This window comes from Paraburkholderia sp. BL27I4N3, assembly GCF_003386115.1.
In the GTDB taxonomy this organism is placed as follows: domain Bacteria; phylum Pseudomonadota; class Gammaproteobacteria; order Burkholderiales; family Burkholderiaceae; genus Paraburkholderia.
Map to the genome: position 1 here is coordinate 6,013,625 of NZ_QREJ01000001.1, position 20,862 is coordinate 6,034,486.

Below are 20,862 nucleotides of genomic sequence, written 5' to 3' on the forward strand. Positions count from 1 at the left end.
GTCGTGGAAGGCGTCCGTGAGTTTGCAAAGAGCTTTCGATGGGCAACAGCCCGTATTATGGGCATGCCGGGCGGCATGCGTCCAACCCGGGTGTTGTTTGCAACGTGCTCCGCTTGCGCTCTACCTCGTTCGCCTTCCTTCGCCTCAAGCCTCGTTACGCTCTTTCGAGCGCCGCCATTTCACGCACGATCACCAGCAGCATCGACAGGCTCGCACCGCCGGTGGCCCGAAGGTCAGCCAGCAGGCGCTCGTAGCGCTCCAGTTGCGCGGTGCGCTTCTCACGCCATGCCTCGACCAGCGCCTCGGGCGTGGAGGTTTCATCGGCGCCGGCCAATGCGCTCGTCGTCAACGCGCGTTTGAGACGCGCGATGTCGGCCACCGCCGTGGCGCGCGCCAGCATGTCCCAATGCGTGGGCGCCGGCAACGCGGCCGCGCGCTCGCTGATCCAGCTGGAACTGAGCAGCGTGCCGAGCGCGAAATAGACGCCGGCCACCAGTTCGAGACTGCGTCCGCAGGTGGACGACACTTCGGCGATATCGAGCAACGCAGCCGAGATCTCGCCGCTCGCGATTCGCACCGCCAGCTCGCTATCCACGCCGGCGTCCGCGAATACGCGCTGCCGCTCGGAGAGCGCTTCGAGATCGGCGTTCGGCAACAGCGCGGGCCATTGCGGCGCGAGGCGTTGCGCCGCGTCGCGGCAACGCGCGAGCAGGCCGGCCACGTCGCGGTCGCTGACCGCGCCCGATTGCAATTGCCGCAGGAACCACAGCGCCGAGCGCTCGACCAGCCGCGCGACTTCGACGAACATGCGCGCCTGGATGTCGTCGGCGACGCGGTTGTCGAGCGCGTCGATACTGCGCCACACATCGTCGAGATTGAACACGTCGCGCGCCATGATGATGGCCCGCACGATCTCACCAGGTTGCGCATCGGTTTCTTCCATCAGCCGATGCACGAACTCGCAACCCACGCGATTCACTAACGCGTTAGTCAGATGCGTCGCAAGAATCTCGCGGCGCAGCGGGTGGCGTTGCATCGGCTCGCTGAAACGCTGCCGCAACGGTTTCGGAAAATACTCCACCAGCATGTCGCTGACGAGCGGGTCTTCCGGCATTGGCGATTCGAGCAGCGCGTCGTAGAGCCACATCTTGCTGTAGGCGAGCAGCACCGCGCGCTCCGGCGTGGTGAGTCCTTGTTTGGCGGCCTGTCGTTCGGCGACTTCTTCGTCGGTCGGCAGAAACTCGATCACGCGATTGAGCCGCCCCGCGCGTTCGAGATAGCGCATCAGGCGCGCTTCCGCATCGAGCAATTCGACGCCGTAGCGGCCCGCAATCGACAGCGCCTGCGTCTGGTAGTAATTGTCCTGCAGCACGAGCAAACCGACTTCGTCGGTCATGTCGGCGAGCAGCGCGTTGCGTTGCTTCTCCGTCATCTCGCCGTCGGAGACGACCAGGCCCAGCAGAATCTTGATGTTGACCTCGTGGTCCGAGCAGTCCACCCCAGCGGAGTTGTCGATCGCATCGGTATTGATGCGGCCGCCGCGCTGTGCGAACTCGATGCGCCCGAGTTGCGTGAGCCCGAGATTGCCGCCTTCGGCCACGACCTTGCATCTCAGGTCGGAACCGTTGACACGGATCGCGTCGTTGGCACGGTCGCCGACTTGCAGATGCGTTTCGCGGCTCGCCTTCACGTACGTGCCGATGCCGCCGTTGTACAGCAGATCGACCGGCGCCTGCAGGATCGCGCGCATCAGTTCAGCGGGCGCGAGCGCCGCCGCGCTGATGCCGAGCACCGACTGCACCGCCGGCGAGAGCGGAATGGTCTTGGCGCTGCGTGGAAACACGCCGCCGCCGGCCGAGATCAGCGAAGGATCGTAGTCGGCCCAACTCGAACGGTCGAGAACGAATAGACGCCCGCGCTCGGCAAGACTGACCGCCGGATCGGGATTCGGGTCGAGAAAAATATGCCGATGATCGAACGCGGCCACGAGCTTGATATGCGGTGACAGCAGCATGCCGTTGCCGAACACATCGCCCGACATATCGCCCACGCCGACCACCGTGAAGTCCATGGTCTGCGTATCCACGCCCATTTCGCGGAAGTGCCGCTTCACCGACTCCCACGCGCCGCGCGCGGTGATGGCCATTTTCTTGTGGTCGTAACCGACCGAGCCGCCCGAGGCAAACGCATCGTCGAGCCAGAAGCCGTATTCCTGTGAGATCGCGTTCGCGTAGTCGGAAAACGTGGCCGTGCCTTTGTCGGCCGCGACCACCAGATAGGGATCGTCGGGATCGTGGCGCACCACGTCGGGCGGCGGCACGATAGTCGTGCCGGCGAGATTGTCGGTCACGTCGAGCAGGCCGCGCAGGAAGGTCTGATAACACGCAATGCCTTCGCGCATCCACGCGTCGCGTTCGGTTTGCGGCGGCGGATTCTTCACGACGAAGCCGCCTTTCGAACCGACCGGCACGATCACCACGTTCTTCACCATCTGCGCCTTCATCAGGCCCAACACTTCCGTGCGGAAGTCCTCACGCCGGTCCGACCAGCGCAAACCGCCGCGCGCCACGCGGCCGCCACGCAAATGCACGCCTTCCACGCGCGGCGAGTACACCCAGATTTCGAACATCGGTTTCGGTTCGGGCAAGCCGGGCACTTGTGCGGGGTCGAACTTGAAGGAGAGATACGGCTTCGGTTTGCCGTCGGCGTCGAAGCGATAGTAGTTGGTCCGCTTGGTCGCTTTGATGACGCCGAGAAATTGCCGCAGTATGCGGTCTTCGTCGAGATTCGGCACCTGGTCGAGCGCGCTGTCGATCGTATGGAGCCAGCCGTCGACGCGCGCCTCGCGCGTCTCACCCAATACCGGGTTGAAGCGGGCCACGAACAGTTCGACCAGCATGCGCGCGATCGCCGGATTGCCGGTCACCGCGCGCTCGATATACGCGTCGCTGAAGGTCGAGCCGACCTGCCGCAGATACTTGGCGTACGCGCGCAGGATCGTCACCTCACGCGCATTCAATTGCGCGCGCAACACGAGGCGATTGAAGTCATCGCTTTCGATCGCGCCGGTCCAGACCTTTTCGAAGGCCTCTTCGAAGAGATCTTTGACGCGTTCAATGTCGAACTCGGCGTCGTCAGCGAGTTCGAGCCCGAAGTCGTGAATCCACGCGGGCGTCGCGCCAATCGCCTCGATCAGATAGGGCCGCTCTTCATCGACACGCACGCCGAGATGTTCGAGCATCGGCAAACTGCGCGACAAGGCGATCGGCAAACCCGCGCGATACACCTTGAAGCGAAACGCGCGCGGGCCCGATTCGATCGGGCGATACAGGTTCATCGCGAGCCGTTCGCTGCCTTGCACGCGTTCGATCAGTTCGATATCGCGCACCGCCGTGCGGGCAGGATAGTCGTCGCGATAGCCGGCGGGAAACGAATCGCTGTAGTGTTGCAGCAGACGGTTGCCCTGCTCTTCCCCGAAGGCGTCGAGCAATGCGTCGGCGAGATCGTCCTGCCAGCGGCGTGCCACCTGCACGAGCCGCGCTTCCAGTTCGCGCGTATCGACGTTGGGCATGCCGCCCGGCTTCGCGTGCACCACGAAGTGAATGCGCGCCAGCGTCGATTCCGACAATAACGGCGTGAACTCGACACTCTCGCCGTTGAATGCGTCGACCAGCAGATTGGCAATGCGTTGACGCAGATCGGTGTTGTACTTGTCGCGCGGCACGAACACAAGGCACGACACGAACCGGTCGAAACGGTCGCGCCGTATGAACAGCCGGGTGCGCTGATGCTCCTGCAAACGCAGCACGCCTAGCGCGATATCGTAGAGCTGATTCTCTTCGGCCTGAAAGAGTTCGTCGCGTGGATAGGTTTCGAGCACCGTGACCAGCGATTTCGCCAGATGACCTTTCGGCAGGAAACCGGCTCGTCTCACGATATTCGCGCATTTGCGCCGCACGATCGGAATCTCCGCGGCCGACACGAAATATGCCGTCGACGTATATAGGCCGATGAAGCGCCGCTCACCGGTCACCTTGCCGTCCGCGCCGGTCAGCTTGATGCCGACATAGTCGAGATAGCCCGGCCGGTGCACGGTGGCCCGTGAATTGGCCTTGGTCAGAAAGATCGGCGACGAACCTGAAATGATCTCAGCGGCGGCCGGCGGCAAGGGCGTGATCTCGGCGGCGCCGGCGGGCCGCAATGCATCGCGCAGAATGCCCAGACCCGAACCCGGCACCGCGCGCAGACCGTAGCCGATGTCGTGCTGCACCAGTTCGTAATCGCGCTGGCCGAGAAAGGTGAAATGATCGGCCACCATCCATTCGAGAAACGCGCGGGCTTCCAGACCTTCCGGTCCGCCCTCGCCGGCTTTCATGCCTTTGATCGTGACGCGCGCGAGTTCGACGATCTTCGGCCAGTCTTCGACGGCCGCCCGCACGTCGCGCAATACCTTGGCGATTTCGTCACGCAGCGCGTCGAGTTTTGCGGCGTCGCCGCAACGGTCCACTTCGAAGTGGATGAACGACGTCAACTGCGAACGCGTATCGGTCGCTTCTTCGGCGCCCTGGATCAAGCGCGCGATACTGCCGTCGGGCGCGCGCCAGATGCGAAACACCGGATGCACAACGGAATGCAGCGCAAGGCCCTGGCGGTTGACCGCCATCGAGACGGAATCGACCAGAAACGGCATGTCGTCATTGACGATCTCAATCACCGTGTGATCGGAGTGCCAGCCGTGCTGTTCGAGAATCGGGTTATAGACGCGCAGCCGTTCGGCGCCCGGCACAAAGCGTTGCGCCGTTTGCCAGTGCGCGAGTGCCGCGCCGTAGAGATCGGCAATCGAGCGGCTTTGCAGGTCGTCCGCATCGACGAAATCGTAGTAGTGCCGCAGAAAGGTCTCGACGACCTTGAAGGTTGGCTCGGGCAATCGCCCTCGTGCAAATTCGACGACATCGTTCAGCAAGTGCGTAACGGCTTCTTCGTTCTTTGCTTGCATGATCAACTCCCCCGGCTGGGCGGCATTGGCGGGTATGGCCTGATACTCGCTTGATTCGCATGCATCGTCTGAAGGGGAATTATGCACCTGACGACCGGCATGCGACGGACGACGGCACTTAGGTTATACCCGCTGCCGGTGAATGCATCGTTACGGCATGCCCGGCTATTTAAAGCACGGCCCGGGGAACCGCGTGCTCCTGCGCGAGCCATGCGCGAACCTGTTCGCTAGTCCACGCCGGATCGTCGTGCGGCAGGTCGTGGCCGGCCCACGGATGCTCGCAATGCAGGGCCCCCCACGCCGCCGCCAGCTTTGCCGAGCAGACAGGGTCGACCAGCTTGTCGACCCGCGAAGAGAGGATCAGCAACGGGCATTCCGGCCGCGCCGTGCCTGCGGTAAAACGCGCCGCGGCCCAAAGTTGCCGTAACGCATTGCCACGGCTCACGGGCGCGCTGCGGCGAATGCGGCTCCAGGTGTCGAGATCGTCACCCAGCGTCTGCACGTTATTGCACGTCAGCCGATGAATGCCGTGTTCCGCACGCGGCGCGTCGCGCCAGTGCGCGGCCACGCCCAGCAGGCCAGACCATGCGGAAGGACGCAAGCGCTCCTGCATCTGGCTGAACGGCCGCATGCTCGTATTGATCAGCACCAGCCGTTCGATCTCGTAGGGATGCCGTTGCGCCCAGTCTGTCGCCACCATGCCGCCGAGCGACATGGCCAGCACGCAATAGGGACCCGGCATGCCGCTTTGCAGAGCAGCATTGCGCACGAAGCCGACCATGTCGGCGACCGTCGACGGTGCGCGCAAATGCGTGAATTCGCCGTTGCCCGGCAGATCGAGCAGCAGCAGACGGCGAGGCGCGCCCGCCTGAGGGGCCGCTTCATTGAGCGCGCCATGCAGCAAGCCGGGCAAGCGACCCCAGTGGCGGATTTCACGCGTGAGGCCGCGCAGCAGGATCCACGTGCTCATACGCTTTCCGGGTTATACCAATGGTCGATCGCGCTTTGCAGCAATTGCTCGCGACGATTGCCTTGCGGCAGCCAGCGTTGCGACGAAAAGGCCGCGCGCGCCAGAAAGTCGAGCAGGTTCGCGTGACGCCGCAGCACGCGCGCCGTGCGATGCGCCTTCACCGGATTGAACATGCCCTGACGCGAAAACAACTGGCGCGGATTTTTCTTGATCCACAGCCAGGAGCCGAGTTCGAGGGTCATGGGCAGAAAGACGTTGGGCGCGGGCGCGCGGTCGTAAGCGAAGTCCCACAGATCGCCGTGCAACAGATATTGATGGCTCTGCGGCTCGAACGCGTAGCCATGATGGGGATGCGCGCGTTCGAACATGGTTTTCAGCACGTACATTTCCGGCAGATGCGGCATCACTTTGCGGGTGCGTGCGTACGGAAACCAGATGCTGTCGCTCCAGCCGTAGCCGGAGTGGCAATCGAGCGCGATGCTCAACGGCCGCGTGGCCAGCTCGGTTTCGACCACCCGCAGCAACGCCGAGGCCTCAGGCTCCATTGGCTCGCCCTCACGGCCGCGATACCACGGCAGCCAGGCGCCCACGCGCTGGCCGCCCGCCAGCAGCGGCACGCGTTCGTCGGCGTTCTGCGGCGCGTTGCGCATCAGGTCGACGCCGTTCGGGTTGGCGCGCGTGGCCGCCCACATGCCGCCCGGATTGACGATCGGCATAAAGATCAGACGAATCGACTGCAATTGGCGCACCAGCAGTTCGTCCCATTCGAGCCGCGCAAGCAGCGCGCGCATGTAGTCGAGCACGAGTTGCGAGCCGATCCGCTCAAGCCCGTGAATGCCGCCGAAAAAGCCGATTGCCGGCGCTTGCGGGTCGGTGGAGCCGATGCTCGCGGTCTGCACGGCGAAGTGCCGGCCGCGCACCGTCGTCTCGCAGACGGTGCGGATTGCGAAGCTCGCACTGCCCTGCTCGAGGATCGTCCTGAGATCTTCGTACTCCGCAAAACTGTCGGGAAGGAAGCTCAGAGGCTGCATGACGATGTCGCAAGCAATTGCAAGGTTAATGGGGACGGCACACCGATTGACGCAATATAGCCTGGCCGGCGACGCTCATGCTGAAGCGGCGCCGGTCCACGCAAATCCTGTCACATGCATGTCATTTTCCATTCGAACGATTGACTCCAATCTGCCTTGCCGGCGACGCAAAAAAGACACGGATAGATATAGTCGTCTAGACGTTGCGATGCCTTCACTCAACCGTCACAGACGCTTCCTAGAATGAGCCCCACACATGCCGGCAGCGGCGGGATGCATCAAGGGGTAGTCATGGAAGCAATTCGGGAAGCAATACGCATCGAACGGTTGAGCAAGACGTTCAGCAATGGCCGCAAGGCGCTGGACGAAATCGATCTGCGCGTCGAACCGGGCGAAATGGTTGCGTTGATCGGCGCCTCGGGGTCCGGCAAGTCGACGTTGCTGCGTCATATCGCGGGCTTCACCGCTTCGGATGCGCAGCCGTCGCAGATCTCGATTCTGGGTCGGCCCATTCAGCAGAACGGCCGCATTGTGCGGGAGGTGCGCAGCATTCGCCGCGATATCGGCTTCGTGTTTCAGCAATTCAATCTGGTGAACCGTCTCTCCGTCGAGAGCAACGTGTTGATCGGCGCGCTCGCGCGCTTGCCGTTGTGGCGTCGACTCTGCGGCCGTTTTCCGCGCGCCGAGCGGGCGTTGTCGATGGCTGCGTTGAACGAAGTCGGCATCGGCGAACATGCGCGCGAACGCGCCGCCAATCTCTCCGGCGGCCAGCAGCAGCGCGCCGCGCTTGCCCGTGCGCTGGTGCAACGCGCGCGTATCGTGCTCGCCGATGAACCGATCGCCTCGCTCGACCCCGAGTCGGCACGCCGCGTGATGGAGATGCTGCGCACGCTGAACGTCGAGCATCAACTCACGGTGCTGGTTTCGCTGCATCAGGTCGACATCGCGATGCAGTACTGCCCGCGCACGATTGCGCTGCGCCGCGGCAAGGTGGTCTACGACGGACCTTCCGCCGCGCTCACGCCTGCGTTGCTCAAGAAACTCTACGGCGACGACGCCCGCGAGTTGCTCGACGAAGCCGCTATAAGCGCGGACGATCTCGACACGAAAACCGCTAACGGCGGCACACCACTTCAGGACACCGCGCCCGCCTCCATGCGCTACGCGTTCGCACTCAATCCGGCGCACTCGAACTGAGCGCGCCCATTCGTTCTGTCAACTCAACCGGATCTCAAACAATGAAATTCCTGCGTTCATTGATCACACTGGCCGTCGGCGCGGCGACCCTTGCCGCTGTCGCCACCGCGCAAGCGGAAGACCTGAATCTCGGCATCATTTCGACCGATTCGTCGTCCGTGCTGAAACAGCGCTGGGAACCGCTGATTCAGGACATGAACAGGCAAACCGGGCTGAACGTCAAGGCGTTCTTCGCGACGGACTACGCCGGCATTATCGAAGGCATGCGTTTCAACAAGGTCCAGGTTGCGTATCTCGGCAATGCGTCGGCGATCGAAGCGGTGGATCGTTCGCAAGGCGAGGTGTTTGCCAAGACCGTGTACGCGAATGGCGACGCCGGATATAAATCCGTGTTGATCACCAACGTGAACAGCCGCTTCAAAACGCTCGACGATGTATTCAAGAATACGAAGGATGTCACGCTCGGCTTCGGCGATCCCAACTCGACGTCCGGCACGCTGATTCCCGGCTACTACCTGTTCGCCCAGCACAACACGCCGGTCAATACGTCGTTCAAGACCGTACTGCCTTCCAGCCATGAGGCGAATCTGCTTGCCGTCGTGAACAACAAGATCGATATCGCGACCAACAATACGGAAATGCTCGATTCCTTGAAGAAGCAGCATCCGGACAAGTTCGCGCAAGTGCGCGTGCTGTGGACCTCGCCGTTGATTCCGTCGGACCCGATCGTGTGGCGCAAGGATCTGCCGCAAGCCACCAAGGACAAGCTGCGCAACTTCTTCGTCAACTATGCGAAGACCGATGCACACGAAAAGGCGGTAATGGCCGGCATTTTCGGCTACGGCGGTTTCGCGGCATCGTCGGATGCGCAGTTGCTGCCGATCCGCCAGGTCGCGTTGTTCCAGCAGAAGCAGAAGATCGCGAGCGACACGCATCTCTCCGATGACGATCGCAAGACCCAGTTGGCCGCACTCGACGCGAAGCTGAGCGCGCTGAATATCGCGCAATCGAAGCAATGAACACGGTCGATCTGATCACGTCGCCGGGGCGCGCGAGCGAAGCGCTCGACGCCCAGGCGGCGCGTCATCCCGCGCCGGCGGCCGGCAAGCGTAGCTGGCTCTCGCTCGTCGGCTGGATCGCGGTGCTTGCGGTGTTGGGCGGCGCATGGCACGGGGCCGACATGCGTCCGCTGGATCTGCTCAGCGACTCCGGCAACATGGGCCAGTTCGCCAAGGATTTCTTTCCGCCCGACTTCACCGAATGGCGCAGCTATCTGCACGAGATGTACGTGACGCTCTCGGTGGCGGTGTGGGGCACCGCGCTTTCGCTCGTATGCGCGGTGCCGTGCGGACTGATGTCCGCCCACAACATGGCGCCGATGTGGATCGTGCAGCCCATGCGCCGCATCATGGACGCGTGCCGCGCGATCAATGAGATGGTCTTCGCGATGCTGTTTATCGTCGCGGTCGGGCTCGGTCCTTTTGCGGGTGTGCTGGCGCTGTGGGTGCACACCACTGGCGTGCTCGCCAAGCTGTTCGCCGAAGCGGTCGAGGCCATCGATCCGCGCCCTGCCGAAGGCGTGCGCGCCACCGGCGCGACCAGTCTCGACGAGATCATTTACGGCGTGCTGCCGCAAGTGCTGCCGTTGTGGATCTCGTACGCGTTGTATCGCTTCGAATCGAACGTGCGCTCGGCGATGGTGGTGGGCATGGTCGGCGCGGGCGGCATCGGCGTGGTGTTGTACGAAGCGATCCGCTCGTTCAACTATGCGCAAACGGCCGCGGTGATGATCATGGTGATCGTGGTGGTGACAGTGATCGACCTCGTTTCGGCGTGGCTGCGCGAGCGCGTGACCTGAAAGTTGGCGGCCTGACGGCCGACGGCCGCTTTCCCGCCCCTTCGCTCCGTTTCGTTTATTGCGATTTCGAATATTTCGATTTAGAATGACGAAATCGAAGGAGCCGAGTCGCGCCATGAACACCACCATCCATCCCACCCCGCTTCCGTCCCAACAGGAGGCCGAGCTTGCCCGCACCTCCAGCCGGAATCTGTCTGTGGTGCTGTCCAGCCGCGCCGAGACACAGCAGTTCGACTTCAAGGACGACAGGGGCCAAACGCGCACCGTCGAGTTGCCTACGTCGGTCGTGCGGCTGATGGTCGATGTTCTGACTGAGATCGGCCAGGGGAACGCCGTCTCTATCATTCCGATTCACGCCGAACTGACCACGCAGGAAGCTGCCGATCTCCTGAACGTGTCTCGACCCTACTTCGTGCAGTTGCTGGAGAAGAAAGAGATTCCGTTCCGCAAGGTGAACACTCACCGGCGCGTACGGTACGAAGACGTGATGGCCTACAGGAATCGCATTGATACACAACGGCGCAACGCGCTGGACGAAATGGCGGCATTGTCACAGGACATGGGTCTGGAATAGCCGATGTCGTCACATTTCACCGCTGTCTACGACGCTTGCGTTCTGTACTCCCAACCATTGCGTGACCTGTTGATGCGTCTGGCGCTGACTGATCTCTTCCGCGCGCGTTGGACTCGCGCTATCCATGACGAATGGGTACGCAACCTGATCGCAAACCGTCCGGACCTGGATCGCGCCAAAATCTATCGCGTTCGCGAACTCATGGACGCCCATGTTCGCGACGCATTGGTCGAAAACTTCGAGCATTTGATAGCGGCTATCGAGTTGCCGGACCCCGCTGATGCACACGTCGTCGCCGCTGCGGTCCATTGCGGGGCCGAGCTTATTGTCACGTTCAATCTGAGAGACTTTCCTGCTGCCGCCTTGAGTACGTTCAACGTAACCGCGCAACATCCGGACGACTTCATCGCCGATCTGTTCGACCTCAACCAGGCGAAGGTGCTCGAAGCAATGGCCGAGCACAGAAAATCGTTAAAAAACCCACCAAAATCCGTCGACGAGTATCTCGACACTTTGGCCAGCCTCGGTCTCACGCAAACTGTCTCGGCTGTTCGGCCCTATAGCATCGCTATCTGAACAAAACGCGCTCCCCCTCACACAAACTCCGGCAGCGTCGCATCGATCGCATCGGCCAGCGTGTTGAACGCCGGCGCGATCTCCTCATCCGGCACGCACGCGTAACCGATCAGCAAACCCGACGGCGCCAGCAACGGCTGCGCGTAATACCCCGACAACGGCCGCACGACGATATTGCGCTCCAGCGCGGCGGCTGCGACCCGCCGGTCATCGCTGCCATCGGGCAACTGCATCACGAGATGCAGACCGGCGTCGCCGCCCACCGCCGGCAACGCGTCGCCGTAACGCTGCGCGGCGGCGTCCAGCAGCGTCTGCCGGCGCTGCCCGTACAACGTGCGCATCTTGCGGATATGCGACGTGAAATGCCCTTCGGCGATGAACTCCGCGAGCATCGCCTGCTGCAGCAACTGCCCCTCGCGATACAACTCGGCGCTCGCCGTGGCAAAGCTCTCCGCCAGCGCTTCCGGCACCACGAGGTAGCCGATGCGCAAGCCAGGAAACAGCGTCTTGCCGAAGCTGCCCACGTAAATCACCTGCCCCGACGTATCCAGACCCTGCAACGAAGCCAACGGCCGGCTGCCATAGCGGTATTCGCTGTCGTAGTCGTCCTCGATGATCCAGCACTGGTTCTGCCGCGCGTATTCGAGCAGCATGCGGCGCCGCGCGAGACTCATCACCATGCCGAGCGGGTATTGATGCGACGGCGTGACGAGCATCAGCTTCGGCGGCTGCGCGAGGTCGTCGGCGGAAGGATTGATGCCTTCCTCGTCGACGGCGATCGGCCGCGATTCCAGGCCGGACACGTGCAGCACGCTGCGCACGCCCCAATAACAGGGGTCTTCGGTCCAGATCACGTCGCTCGGATCGGACAGCAGGCGCACAGCCAGATCGACTGACTGGTGAATTCCGGTCGTGATGATGATCTGCTCCGGCGTGCAGCGCACCGAGCGCGAGGTGCGCAGATAATCGGCCAGCGCGTGCCGCAGCGAAGCCAGGCCGCCGCCCGGCGCATACGTCAGCAGGTCCGGGCGCAGCCGCCGCCAATATTTATTGTGCAGGCGGCTCCAGACGCGCGCCGGAAACTTCGTGACGTCGGGCACGCCAGGCATGAAGGCGCCCCACTGCCGCTTGGACACGCCCGCTCCGGCGATCAACCGCGCGCCGCGCGTGGAAAGCGCGCGCCGCGCCTGCTGCGGCGCCGGCTCGGAACGCGTGGCGGGCGGCTCGGCATCGGGCACGCCGACGATCTCGTCCGGCGCACTGTCGGCGACAAACGTGCCGCGTCCGGTCGCTGAACTGACATAACCTTCGAGTACGAGCTGCTCATACACCTGCGTGACGGTGTTGCGCCCAATGCCCAACTCCTGCGCCAGCAACCGCGACGATGGCACCTTGCTGCCCGGCGGCAATTCGCGCGACAGGATCGCCTGCTGCAACAGCCGGTGCAACTGGCGATAGATCGGCTGACCGTTGCCGCGGTCGAGGCGCTGCGCCAGCCAGTCGGACAAAACGCTCGCGCGCATGATTGGCTCCTACATTTTTATTGAAATGGCTCTGAAGTTAAGAGCCAAATCTCATTATAGTCGCTGCATGTGCTGCGCTGAGCGCGCGGCGTCCGCAAAAACCGAGGAGCGAAGGAGATGACCATGAAGAACGCAGAACTGAAAAGCCGTAAAGACGCCGCCACGCCGCGCGGCGTCGGGGTGATGTGCGATTTCTACGCCGAGCGCGCTGAAAACGCGGAACTGTGGGACGTCGAGGGCCGCCGTTTCATCGACTTCGCCGCCGGCATCGCCGTGTGCAACACCGGCCATCGTCATCCGAAGATCCTCGCCGCGATTCGCGACCAGCTCGATCACTTCACCCACACGGCGTATCAGATCGTGCCGTACGCGTCGTATGTCGAACTGGCCGAGAAGCTCAACGAGCGCGCACCGGGCGACCATCCGAAGAAAACCGCGTTCTTCACGACCGGCGCCGAAGCCGTCGAAAACGCCATCAAGATCGCCCGCGCCGCAACCGGCCGTCCGGGCGTGATCGCCTTCACCGGCGGGTTCCATGGCCGCACGCTGATGGGCATGGCGCTGACCGGCAAGGTCGCGCCGTACAAGATCGGCTTTGGCCCGTTCCCGTCGGACGTGTTCCATGCGCCGTTCCCGAATCCGCTGCACGGCGTGACCACGGCCGACTCGCTGAAGGCCATCGAATTCCTCTTCAAGGCCGACATCGATCCGAAGCGCGTCGCCGCGATCATCTTCGAACCGGTTCAGGGCGAAGGCGGCTTCTATCCGGCGCCCGCCGAATTCGTGCGCGCCTTGCGCAAGCTGTGCAACGAACACGGCATCCTGCTGATCGCCGACGAAGTGCAAACGGGCTTCGCGCGAACCGGCAAGCTGTTTGCCATGCACCATTACGACGTAGTGCCCGATCTGATGACGGTCGCCAAGAGTCTCGCCGGCGGCATGCCGCTGTCGGGCGTGATCGGCCGCGCGGACGTGATGGACGCCGCGGCGCCTGGCGGCCTCGGCGGCACGTATGCGGGCAATCCTCTGGCGGTGGCCGCCGCGCATGCGGTGCTCGATATCATCGACGAAGAGAAACTCTGCGAGCGCGCCACGGCGCTAGGTGATCGCGTCAAAGCCAAGCTGATCGCGCTGCAAAGCGACGTGCCGCAAATCGCCGATGTGCGCGGCCCCGGCGGCATGGTCGCCGTCGAGTTCTGCAAGGCGGGCGGCACGGAGCCGGATGCGGAGTTCACCAAACGCGTGCAGACGCGCGCGCTCGAACGCGGCTTGCTGCTGCTGGTGTGCGGCGTCTATTCGAACGTGGTGCGCTTCCTGTTCCCGCTGACGATTCAAGACGCGGTCTTCGACGAAGCCATGGCGATTCTCGAAGACGTGATCAAGGACAGCGTCACCGTCGCGGCTTAAGGAAACCCACATGATCACGTTGAGTTTGAAGGACCCGTCGCTGCTGAAAAGCCACGCGTATATCGCGGGCGAATGGCAAGGCGCGGACGACGGCACGACCTTCGAAGTGAAAAATCCCGCCACGGGCGAAACGATCGCGACAGTGCCGCGCATGGGCACGGCGGAGACACGCCGCGCCATCGACACGGCGAACGCCGCGTGGCCCGCATGGCGCGCCACGACCGCCAAGCAACGCGCGGTGATCCTGCGCAAATGGCACGACCTGATGATGGAGAACGCCGACGACCTGGCGAAGATCCTCACCACGGAACAGGGCAAGCCGCTCGCCGAAGCCAGGGGCGAAATCCAGTACGCGGCGTCGTTCCTCGAATGGTTCGCCGAAGAAGGCAAGCGCGTGAACGGCGACACGATCCCGACGCCGGCCAACGACAAACGCATCGTCGTGACGAAAGAGCCGATCGGCGTTTGCGCGGCCATCACGCCGTGGAATTTCCCGGCTGCGATGATCACCCGCAAGGTCGGTCCGGCGCTCGCGGCTGGCTGCCCGATCATCGTCAAACCGGCTGAGGCCACGCCGCTCTCCGCGCTCGCCCTCGCGGTGCTCGCCGAACGCGCCGGCGTGCCGCGCGGCGTGTTCAACGTCGTGACCGGCGAGCCGAAAGCGATCGGCGCGGAAATGACCGGCAATCCGATCGTGCGCAAGCTGTCGTTCACCGGCTCGACGCCGGTCGGCCGTTTGCTCATGGCGCAGTGCGCGCCGACGGTCAAGAAGGTGTCGCTCGAACTCGGCGGCAATGCGCCTTTCATCGTATTCGACGACGCGGATCTGGACGCCGCGGTGGCCGGCGCGATTGCATCGAAGTATCGCAACAGCGGCCAGACTTGCGTATGCACGAACCGTTTCTACGTGCATGACAAGGTCTACGATGCGTTCGCCGAGAAACTGCGCGTCGCCGTCGAACAGCTCAAGGTTGGCCAGGGCACCGAAGAAGGCGTCACGCAAGGTCCGCTGATCAACGAAGCGGCCGTGCTCAAGGTGGAGTCGCATATCGAAGACGCGCTTGCCAAAGGCGCGCGCATCGTCACCGGCGGCAAGCGTCATGCGCTCGGTCATGGCTTCTTCGAGCCGACCGTGCTCGCCGATGTCACGCCCGCCATGAAGGTCGCACGCGATGAAACCTTCGGACCGCTCGCGCCGCTGTTCCGCTTCTCGTCGGACGAAGAAGTGATCGGCCTCGCGAACGACACCGAGTTCGGCCTGGCGTCGTACTTCTATAGCCGCGATATCGGCCGCGTCTGGCGTGTCGCGGAAGCGCTCGAATACGGCATGGTCGGCATCAACACGGGCCTCATCTCGAACGAAGTCGCGCCGTTCGGCGGCGTCAAGCAATCGGGCCTGGGTCGCGAAGGTTCGCATTACGGCATCGACGATTATGTGGTGATCAAGTACATGTGCGTCGGCGGGATCTGAACGCACAGCTTTAAATGAGAAAGTGCGAAGCGGCCACGTCGGCATATCCGGCGTGGCCGTTTTTTTGTCGGCTCTACGGCGACTGACCCGCTGTGTCGTGGCAACGTCCGCTGTGACGCCGGGAACACAAACGGATCCCCATTCCGCCAAGCCTGTCGTTAAACTGCTGGCACAATTGCGGCACTTGACCGCGGTGTACGCAGCCGAATAACGACCGTTAAATGAAACGCTTCGAAATGCTGGCCAACACCATGGCCGATGAAATTCGCTCGGGCAGCCGGCCAGTCGGCTCGCGTATGCCGTCGCTGCGGCATCTCACCACACAGCACGGCGTGAGCCAGTCCACCGTGTTTCGCGCCTATTACCTGCTCGAAGAGTGGGGCTTGATTCGAGCACGTGAACGCTCGGGCTACTACGTCGCGCCGGGCGCCGCGCTCGAACACAAACCGGCGCCCCGACCGCAAGCCGCTCTGGAGTCCGCCAGGGTCGAGATCAGCGATCTCGTCTTCTCGGTGCTCGAAGCCGCGAAGCATCCCAATGTGGTGCCGTTTGGTTCGGCCTTTCCGTCTCCGCAACTTTTTCCGCTTCAGCGTCTGGCCAGATCGCTCGGGCATTCGAGCCGTTTGATCAGTCCGTGGAGCACCGTCGTCGATCTTCCGCCGGGCAATGAGCCGTTGCGCCGCCAGATATCGTTGCGTTACATGGGGATGGGCATTGCTCAGCCGATGGAGCAGCTTGTCGTCACCAACGGCGCGCTGGAAGCATTGAACCTGTGTTTGATGGCCGTCACGCGCCCGGGCGACGTGGTCGCGATCGAGTCGCCCGGATTCTATGCGGCCCTGCAGGCCATCGAGCGCCTCGATCTGCGGGCGGTCGAGATTCCGGTCGATCCTGTTTCGGGCATCGATTTGCAAGCGCTCTCGGATGCCCTTGATAAGCATCCTATCCGCGCATGCTGGTTCATGACCAACTATCAGAATCCGACCGGCGCGGCGATGTCGCAGGAGAAGAAGAAAGCGCTGGTCGAACTTCTGGCCCAGCGTGACGTGCCGCTTATCGAGGATGACGTGTACGGCGAACTGCATCATGCGGCGACCTACCCGCTGCCCGCCATCGCCTTCGACACGAAGGGGCTCGTGATGCACTGCAGTTCATTTTCGAAGACGCTCGCACCGGGATACCGCATTGGATGGGTCGCCGCGGGACGCTTCGCCGAGAAGGTGCAGCGCCTGAAGCTGATGACCACGTTGTCGGCCAGCATTCCCGCGCAGGCAGCGATAGCGGACTATTTGCAGCACGGCGGGTACGACAAGCATCTGCGGAAGCTGCGCGGTGCGTTCCGCAATCAGCTCGCCTCGATGGACACCGCGCTTCGCCGCTACATGCCGAAGGATTCGCATTGGACGCTGCCGTCCGGCGGCTATTTTCTGTGGCTGCGGCTGCCGTCGCATGTCGACGCGATGCAATTGCACCGCCTTGCGCTAGAGAACGGCATCAGCATCGCGCCGGGTCCGATCTTCTCCGCGCGACACGAATTCCGGAATCATATCCGCTTGAACTTCGGTCATCCGTGGAGCGACAGCACGGAGAGCGCTGTCCAAACACTGGGCTCGCTGCTCGAGCAGGCGAGCCGATGAACCACGCGCTCCCTGTGAGCACACCGCAAGCGTCAATGCGCTACGTTGACCGCAAGCCGCGCGAGTGCGAACAGCGTCGCGCCGAATCCGGCGGCGAGAACTACCGCGACTAGCGGCAGCAGGGGCAGCTTGACGCCCGCCATGTCGGCTTGATGCGAGGCGCCGCGGCGAATGCCGAAAAAACTCCACAGTACGATTCGCGTCATCTTCAAGAGGTCCATCGCGTCACCTTCAAGGCAGGTTTGTTGTATCTCACGCGATAGTCTGAACCCGTCTGCTCACCCAAAACAGTAGCAGTTGCGATCAATTCCAGCCCAGCAGTCTTGCGCTTCTGTCCGGCCCGCGGGCCGCCGGTTCGCTCACCATCTGCTAGCGTGTTTTCAGCGGCATCTGCTGCTTTTCAGCGGCCGCCATTGCCTCTATCGTTCGCCAGAAGCCCTCGAACCGGCGCGGCACGTCATGTGTCGATGCCGACGCAACCGCGGCTCCTTCCAACGAAACCGACGCTCAGCCAGACTGCGCCATGTAGGGCGGTCGTCGCACCGGACCATGTACCAATACACCGAGTTTGACCAATCATTCGTGCGCAGCCGCGCTGCGCAGTTTCGCGACCAGCTCGAACGCTGGCAGTCCGGCAAGCTGAGCGAGGACGACTTTCGTCCGTTGCGTCTTCAGAACGGATGGTACGTGCAACGGCATGCGCCGATGCTGCGCGTGGCGATCCCCTACGGCGAGTTGTCGAGCAGGCAGTTGCGCATGCTCGCCAGGATTGCGCGCGAATACGACGAGCCGGAGGCCGAGGTCTACCGTCTTGCCAGCGAGGCGCAGCGCAAGCTCGGCACCGTCCGCCTGCCCACGAACTATGCGCATTTCACGACGCGCACCAACGTGCAGTTCAACTGGATTCCGCTCTCGAAAGCCGCGGACGTGATGGACTTGCTCGCCAGCGTGAACATGCACGGCATTCAGACAAGCGGTAACTGCATCCGCAACATTTCCTGCGACGAACGCGCGGGCGTTGCGCCTGACGAAATCGCCGACCCGCGTCCGTTCGCTGAAATCATGCGGCAATGGACGACCCTCCATCCCGAGTTCGCGTTCCTGCCGCGCAAGTTCAAGATCGCGATCACCGGCGCGAGCGAAGACCGCGCCGCGACGGACTGGCATGACGTCGGCCTTCGTCTGCTGCGTAACGAAGCGGGCGAACTGGGATTTCGCGTCACGGTGGGCGGCGGCATGGGCCGCACTCCCGTGATCGGCACTGTGTTGCGCGAGTTTTTGCCATGGCAGCACATCATGAATTACATCGAAGCGGTGGTGCGCGTCTACAACCAGTACGGACGCCGTGACAATAAGTACAAGGCTCGGATCAAGATTCTGGTGAAGGCGGAAGGTCAACGTTACATCGACGGCGTCGAAGAAGAGTTCCGCCAGATCGTCGAGCACGACGGCGGTCCGCACACGATTCCGCTGGCGGAACTCGAACGCGTCAGCGCATGCTTCGCTCTACCCTCCAAGCCTTCCGTGGATGCGCCGATCGACATCGAAGCGATCGCAACGTCGAACGCCGTAGCGATCGAGACGCCGCAATTCGAACGCTGGCTCCAGCGCAATGTCTCGCCGCACAGGAACCAGCGCTTGCGGATCGTCACGCTCTCGTTCAAACGTCTTCTGCAAGCGCCCGGCGATGCATCGGCGGAACAGCTCGATCGCGTGGCCGACCTGGCCGAGCGGTTCTCGGCGGGCGAAGCGCGCGTCACCCACACGCAGAATGTCGTGTTGCCGTGGGTGCATGTCAACGACCTCCTGCCGCTCTGGCAAGCCGCGCGCGAGGCGGGACTCGCGAGCGCCAACGTGAATCTGCTGACCGACATGATCGCCTGCCCGGGTGGCGATTTCTGTGCGCTCGCCAATGCCCGTTCCATTCCGGTTGCCGAGGCGATTACCGAGCGCTATCAGGATCTGGACGAACTCAATGACATCGGCGATATCGATCTGCATATCAGCGGCTGCATCAATTCGTGCGGCCATCATCATAGCGGGCACATCGGCATCCTCGGGGTCGACAAGGATGGCAAGGAATGGTACCAGGTGACGCTGGGCGGCTCGGACGGCTCGCACGCCAGTGGTCGCGCGCAAGCGGGCAAGGTCATCGGCCCGTCGTTTTCCGCCGCTGAAGTGCCCGAGGTCATCGACGCGCTGCTGTCTGCCTATCTCGACATTCGGGCGACCGTTGGCGGGCGGCGCGAGTCGTTCGTCGAAACTGTTCGACGGGCAGGCATCGAACCGTTCAGGACAGCCGCGGATCGCGTACGCACACTGATGGAGAAAACGGCATGAACGGCTCGACACGTATCAGGCTGATCACGCTGGCCGAGCACGCATCGGACGCATCAACCGCATCCCGGCAGGTTGTTTCTCTGGCAAACGACGCAGACCCGGCCGAGCAAAAGGAGCTGATCGCGACTGCCGCACGCGTGGAGTTGCACTTCCCCAACTTCACCGATGGACGGGCCTACAGTCAGGCGTATCTCCTGCGCCGCAGGCTCGGCTTCAAAGGCGATTTGCGGGCGACCGGCGACGTGCTCGTCGATCAGTTGATTCAGATGGAGCGAACCGGGTTTTCGAGTGCGGTATTGAAAGACGGTATCAATCCAGAGGACGCGCAGCGCCAACTCGACCGCTTCCCTGCGTTCTATCAGGGCGACGTTATTCACGACGCGCCCTTTGCGCGTTCGGACATCGGGAATAAGGATGAGTGACGGCGCGAGAGACATGCGTGTGGTGTCCGCAACTCCGCCAATATCCGCGGACAACTGCGCAAAGCAGGTTATGCCGCGACATGGCGTATCGTCGCCAGATGCATTTTCGGGAGCTTGTCCGTCGCGACTCGCTCTCGCACGTCTCGGTCAGAAGTGGACCGTCTTGGTAATGATCGCGCTGCGAGAAAAGCATTTGCGCTTTGCCGAGATCAGGCGTCGTTTGGACGGCGTCTCAGACAAGATGCTTTCTCAGACATTGAGAGCGATGGAAAGGGACGGGCTTGTCGAGCGATGCGTCGACGACCGGCACCCGGCGCGTGTCGAGTATGGCTTAACCGCACTCGCTCGCACCGCGCTGCCAATCGTCACCGAATTGAAGCAATGGGCCGAACGTTCTATCGACTCCATCGAGGCCAGTAATCACGCGTATGACCAAAAGATCGGGCGGTGCACGCGTCAGGCCGTTTCATAGGCGCTGGAATACCACGATCCAGCGCCCCGCTACAGCTACTACACCCTACGCGATCGATTAACGACCGTAGTTCACAACCGGCGCCGAGTACGAGCTGTTCGTCGTGTCCGAACGGCTGCCTGCCTGCGACGAACCATTGGTGGCCGAACCGTAACCGCTTGTCTGGGCAGCGCTCTTCTGTGCGGCGACGCGCGCTTCCGCAGCCTGAATGTTGGACGGATATTCTTCGTCGTTCGCGGTGGCCGGGTTGTAGCCGGCCTTTTCCAGCTGGATCAGTTCGGCGCGCACTTGAGCACGAGTAACCGGCTGATTCGGTTGAGCAAAAGCGGCCAGCGGAGCGGAAATGAGAGCGGCGATAACAACAGCTTCGATCAGGGATTTCATGACA

The 20,862-nt window shown here is 62.8% G+C and carries 17 protein-coding genes; 11 read left to right on the forward strand and 6 right to left on the reverse strand.

The annotated features are described in order from the left end of the window. Positions 1-154: 154 nt before the first annotated feature. From B0G71_RS27345 to B0G71_RS27355, 3 genes are all read right to left on the reverse strand, one after another. The gene (locus B0G71_RS27345; RefSeq protein WP_116145698.1) at positions 155-4,996 is read right to left on the reverse strand and encodes an NAD-glutamate dehydrogenase; all 4,842 of its coding nucleotides are present in this window, start codon (positions 4,994-4,996) and stop codon (positions 155-157) included. Between the two features lie 169 nt (positions 4,997-5,165). Further along, positions 5,166-5,966 (reverse strand): alpha/beta fold hydrolase, encoded by an 801-nt coding sequence (locus B0G71_RS27350; protein ID WP_116145700.1) that lies wholly within the window; start codon positions 5,964-5,966, stop codon positions 5,166-5,168. Then, positions 5,963-6,997, reverse strand: coding sequence for a M14 family zinc carboxypeptidase (locus tag B0G71_RS27355; protein ID WP_106277200.1), 1,035 nt, complete (start codon positions 6,995-6,997; stop codon positions 5,963-5,965). Before B0G71_RS27355 ends, B0G71_RS27350 begins: the two co-directional genes overlap by 4 nt. 291 nt (positions 6,998-7,288) lie before the next feature. Here B0G71_RS27355 and phnC point away from each other — a divergent pair, with 291 nt between their 5' ends. The 5 genes from phnC to B0G71_RS27380 all read left to right on the forward strand — a co-directional run bounded on the left by phnC (position 7,289) and on the right by B0G71_RS27380 (position 11,202). After that, positions 7,289-8,194 (forward strand): phosphonate ABC transporter ATP-binding protein, encoded by a 906-nt coding sequence (phnC, locus tag B0G71_RS27360; protein WP_116145701.1) that lies wholly within the window; start codon positions 7,289-7,291, stop codon positions 8,192-8,194. A 41-nt stretch (positions 8,195-8,235) separates the two neighbouring features. After that, a complete protein-coding gene (gene phnD / locus B0G71_RS27365) occupies positions 8,236-9,213 on the forward strand; it encodes a phosphonate ABC transporter substrate-binding protein (protein WP_116145703.1) in 978 nt (325 codons plus the stop codon). Beyond that, the gene (gene phnE, locus B0G71_RS27370) at positions 9,210-10,052 is read left to right on the forward strand and encodes a phosphonate ABC transporter, permease protein PhnE (RefSeq protein ID WP_116145705.1); all 843 of its coding nucleotides are present in this window, start codon (positions 9,210-9,212) and stop codon (positions 10,050-10,052) included. Before phnD ends, phnE begins: the two co-directional genes overlap by 4 nt. A gap of 115 nt (positions 10,053-10,167) precedes the next feature. Continuing rightward, positions 10,168-10,626, forward strand: a complete 459-nt coding sequence (locus tag B0G71_RS27375; protein WP_116145707.1) for a helix-turn-helix domain-containing protein — start codon at positions 10,168-10,170, stop codon at positions 10,624-10,626. Between the two features lie 3 nt (positions 10,627-10,629). Beyond that, positions 10,630-11,202, forward strand: coding sequence for a PIN domain-containing protein (locus tag B0G71_RS27380; protein ID WP_116145708.1), 573 nt, complete (start codon positions 10,630-10,632; stop codon positions 11,200-11,202). Between the two features lie 17 nt (positions 11,203-11,219). On the opposite strand, the gene B0G71_RS27385 is transcribed toward B0G71_RS27380, so the two are convergent. Continuing rightward, entirely contained in the window at positions 11,220-12,725 is a 1,506-nt protein-coding gene (locus B0G71_RS27385) for a PLP-dependent aminotransferase family protein (RefSeq protein ID WP_116145710.1), read from the reverse strand. Positions 12,726-12,848: 123 nt separating this feature from the next. On the opposite strand from B0G71_RS27385, the gene B0G71_RS27390 reads away from it, so the two are divergent. From B0G71_RS27390 to B0G71_RS27400, 3 genes are all read left to right on the forward strand, one after another. Next, positions 12,849-14,132, forward strand: a complete 1,284-nt coding sequence (locus tag B0G71_RS27390) for a 4-aminobutyrate--2-oxoglutarate transaminase (protein ID WP_116145712.1) — start codon at positions 12,849-12,851, stop codon at positions 14,130-14,132. A 10-nt stretch (positions 14,133-14,142) separates the two neighbouring features. Further along, a complete protein-coding gene (gene gabD, locus B0G71_RS27395; protein WP_116145714.1) occupies positions 14,143-15,603 on the forward strand; it encodes an NADP-dependent succinate-semialdehyde dehydrogenase in 1,461 nt (486 codons plus the stop codon). Between the two features lie 221 nt (positions 15,604-15,824). Beyond that, a complete protein-coding gene (locus B0G71_RS27400; RefSeq protein ID WP_116145716.1) occupies positions 15,825-17,240 on the forward strand; it encodes a PLP-dependent aminotransferase family protein in 1,416 nt (471 codons plus the stop codon). Between the two features lie 32 nt (positions 17,241-17,272). Here B0G71_RS27400 and B0G71_RS27405 read toward each other — a convergent pair whose 3' ends face one another. Further along, positions 17,273-17,461, reverse strand: a complete 189-nt coding sequence (locus B0G71_RS27405) for a DUF2970 domain-containing protein (RefSeq protein ID WP_012426405.1) — start codon at positions 17,459-17,461, stop codon at positions 17,273-17,275. 328 nt (positions 17,462-17,789) lie between these two features. Between B0G71_RS27405 and B0G71_RS27410 the strand changes: the two genes are divergently transcribed. From B0G71_RS27410 to B0G71_RS27420, 3 genes are all read left to right on the forward strand, one after another. Continuing rightward, on the forward strand, positions 17,790-19,580 hold the full coding sequence (locus B0G71_RS27410; protein ID WP_116145718.1) for a nitrite/sulfite reductase: 1,791 nt from the start codon (positions 17,790-17,792) through the stop codon (positions 19,578-19,580). Continuing rightward, on the forward strand, positions 19,577-20,002 hold the full coding sequence (locus tag B0G71_RS27415) for a DUF934 domain-containing protein (protein WP_116145719.1): 426 nt from the start codon (positions 19,577-19,579) through the stop codon (positions 20,000-20,002). The genes B0G71_RS27410 and B0G71_RS27415 overlap by 4 nt, the downstream gene beginning before the upstream one ends. 70 nt (positions 20,003-20,072) lie before the next feature. Further along, complete coding sequence (locus B0G71_RS27420) at positions 20,073-20,474, forward strand: helix-turn-helix domain-containing protein (protein WP_116148923.1); 402 nt, start codon at positions 20,073-20,075, stop codon at positions 20,472-20,474. Positions 20,475-20,531: 57 nt separating this feature from the next. On the opposite strand, the gene B0G71_RS27425 is transcribed toward B0G71_RS27420, so the two are convergent. Further along, positions 20,532-20,858: a DUF4148 domain-containing protein gene (locus tag B0G71_RS27425; RefSeq protein WP_116145721.1), complete on the reverse strand. Its 327-nt coding sequence runs from the start codon at positions 20,856-20,858 to the stop codon at positions 20,532-20,534. Positions 20,859-20,862 lie beyond the last annotated feature (4 nt).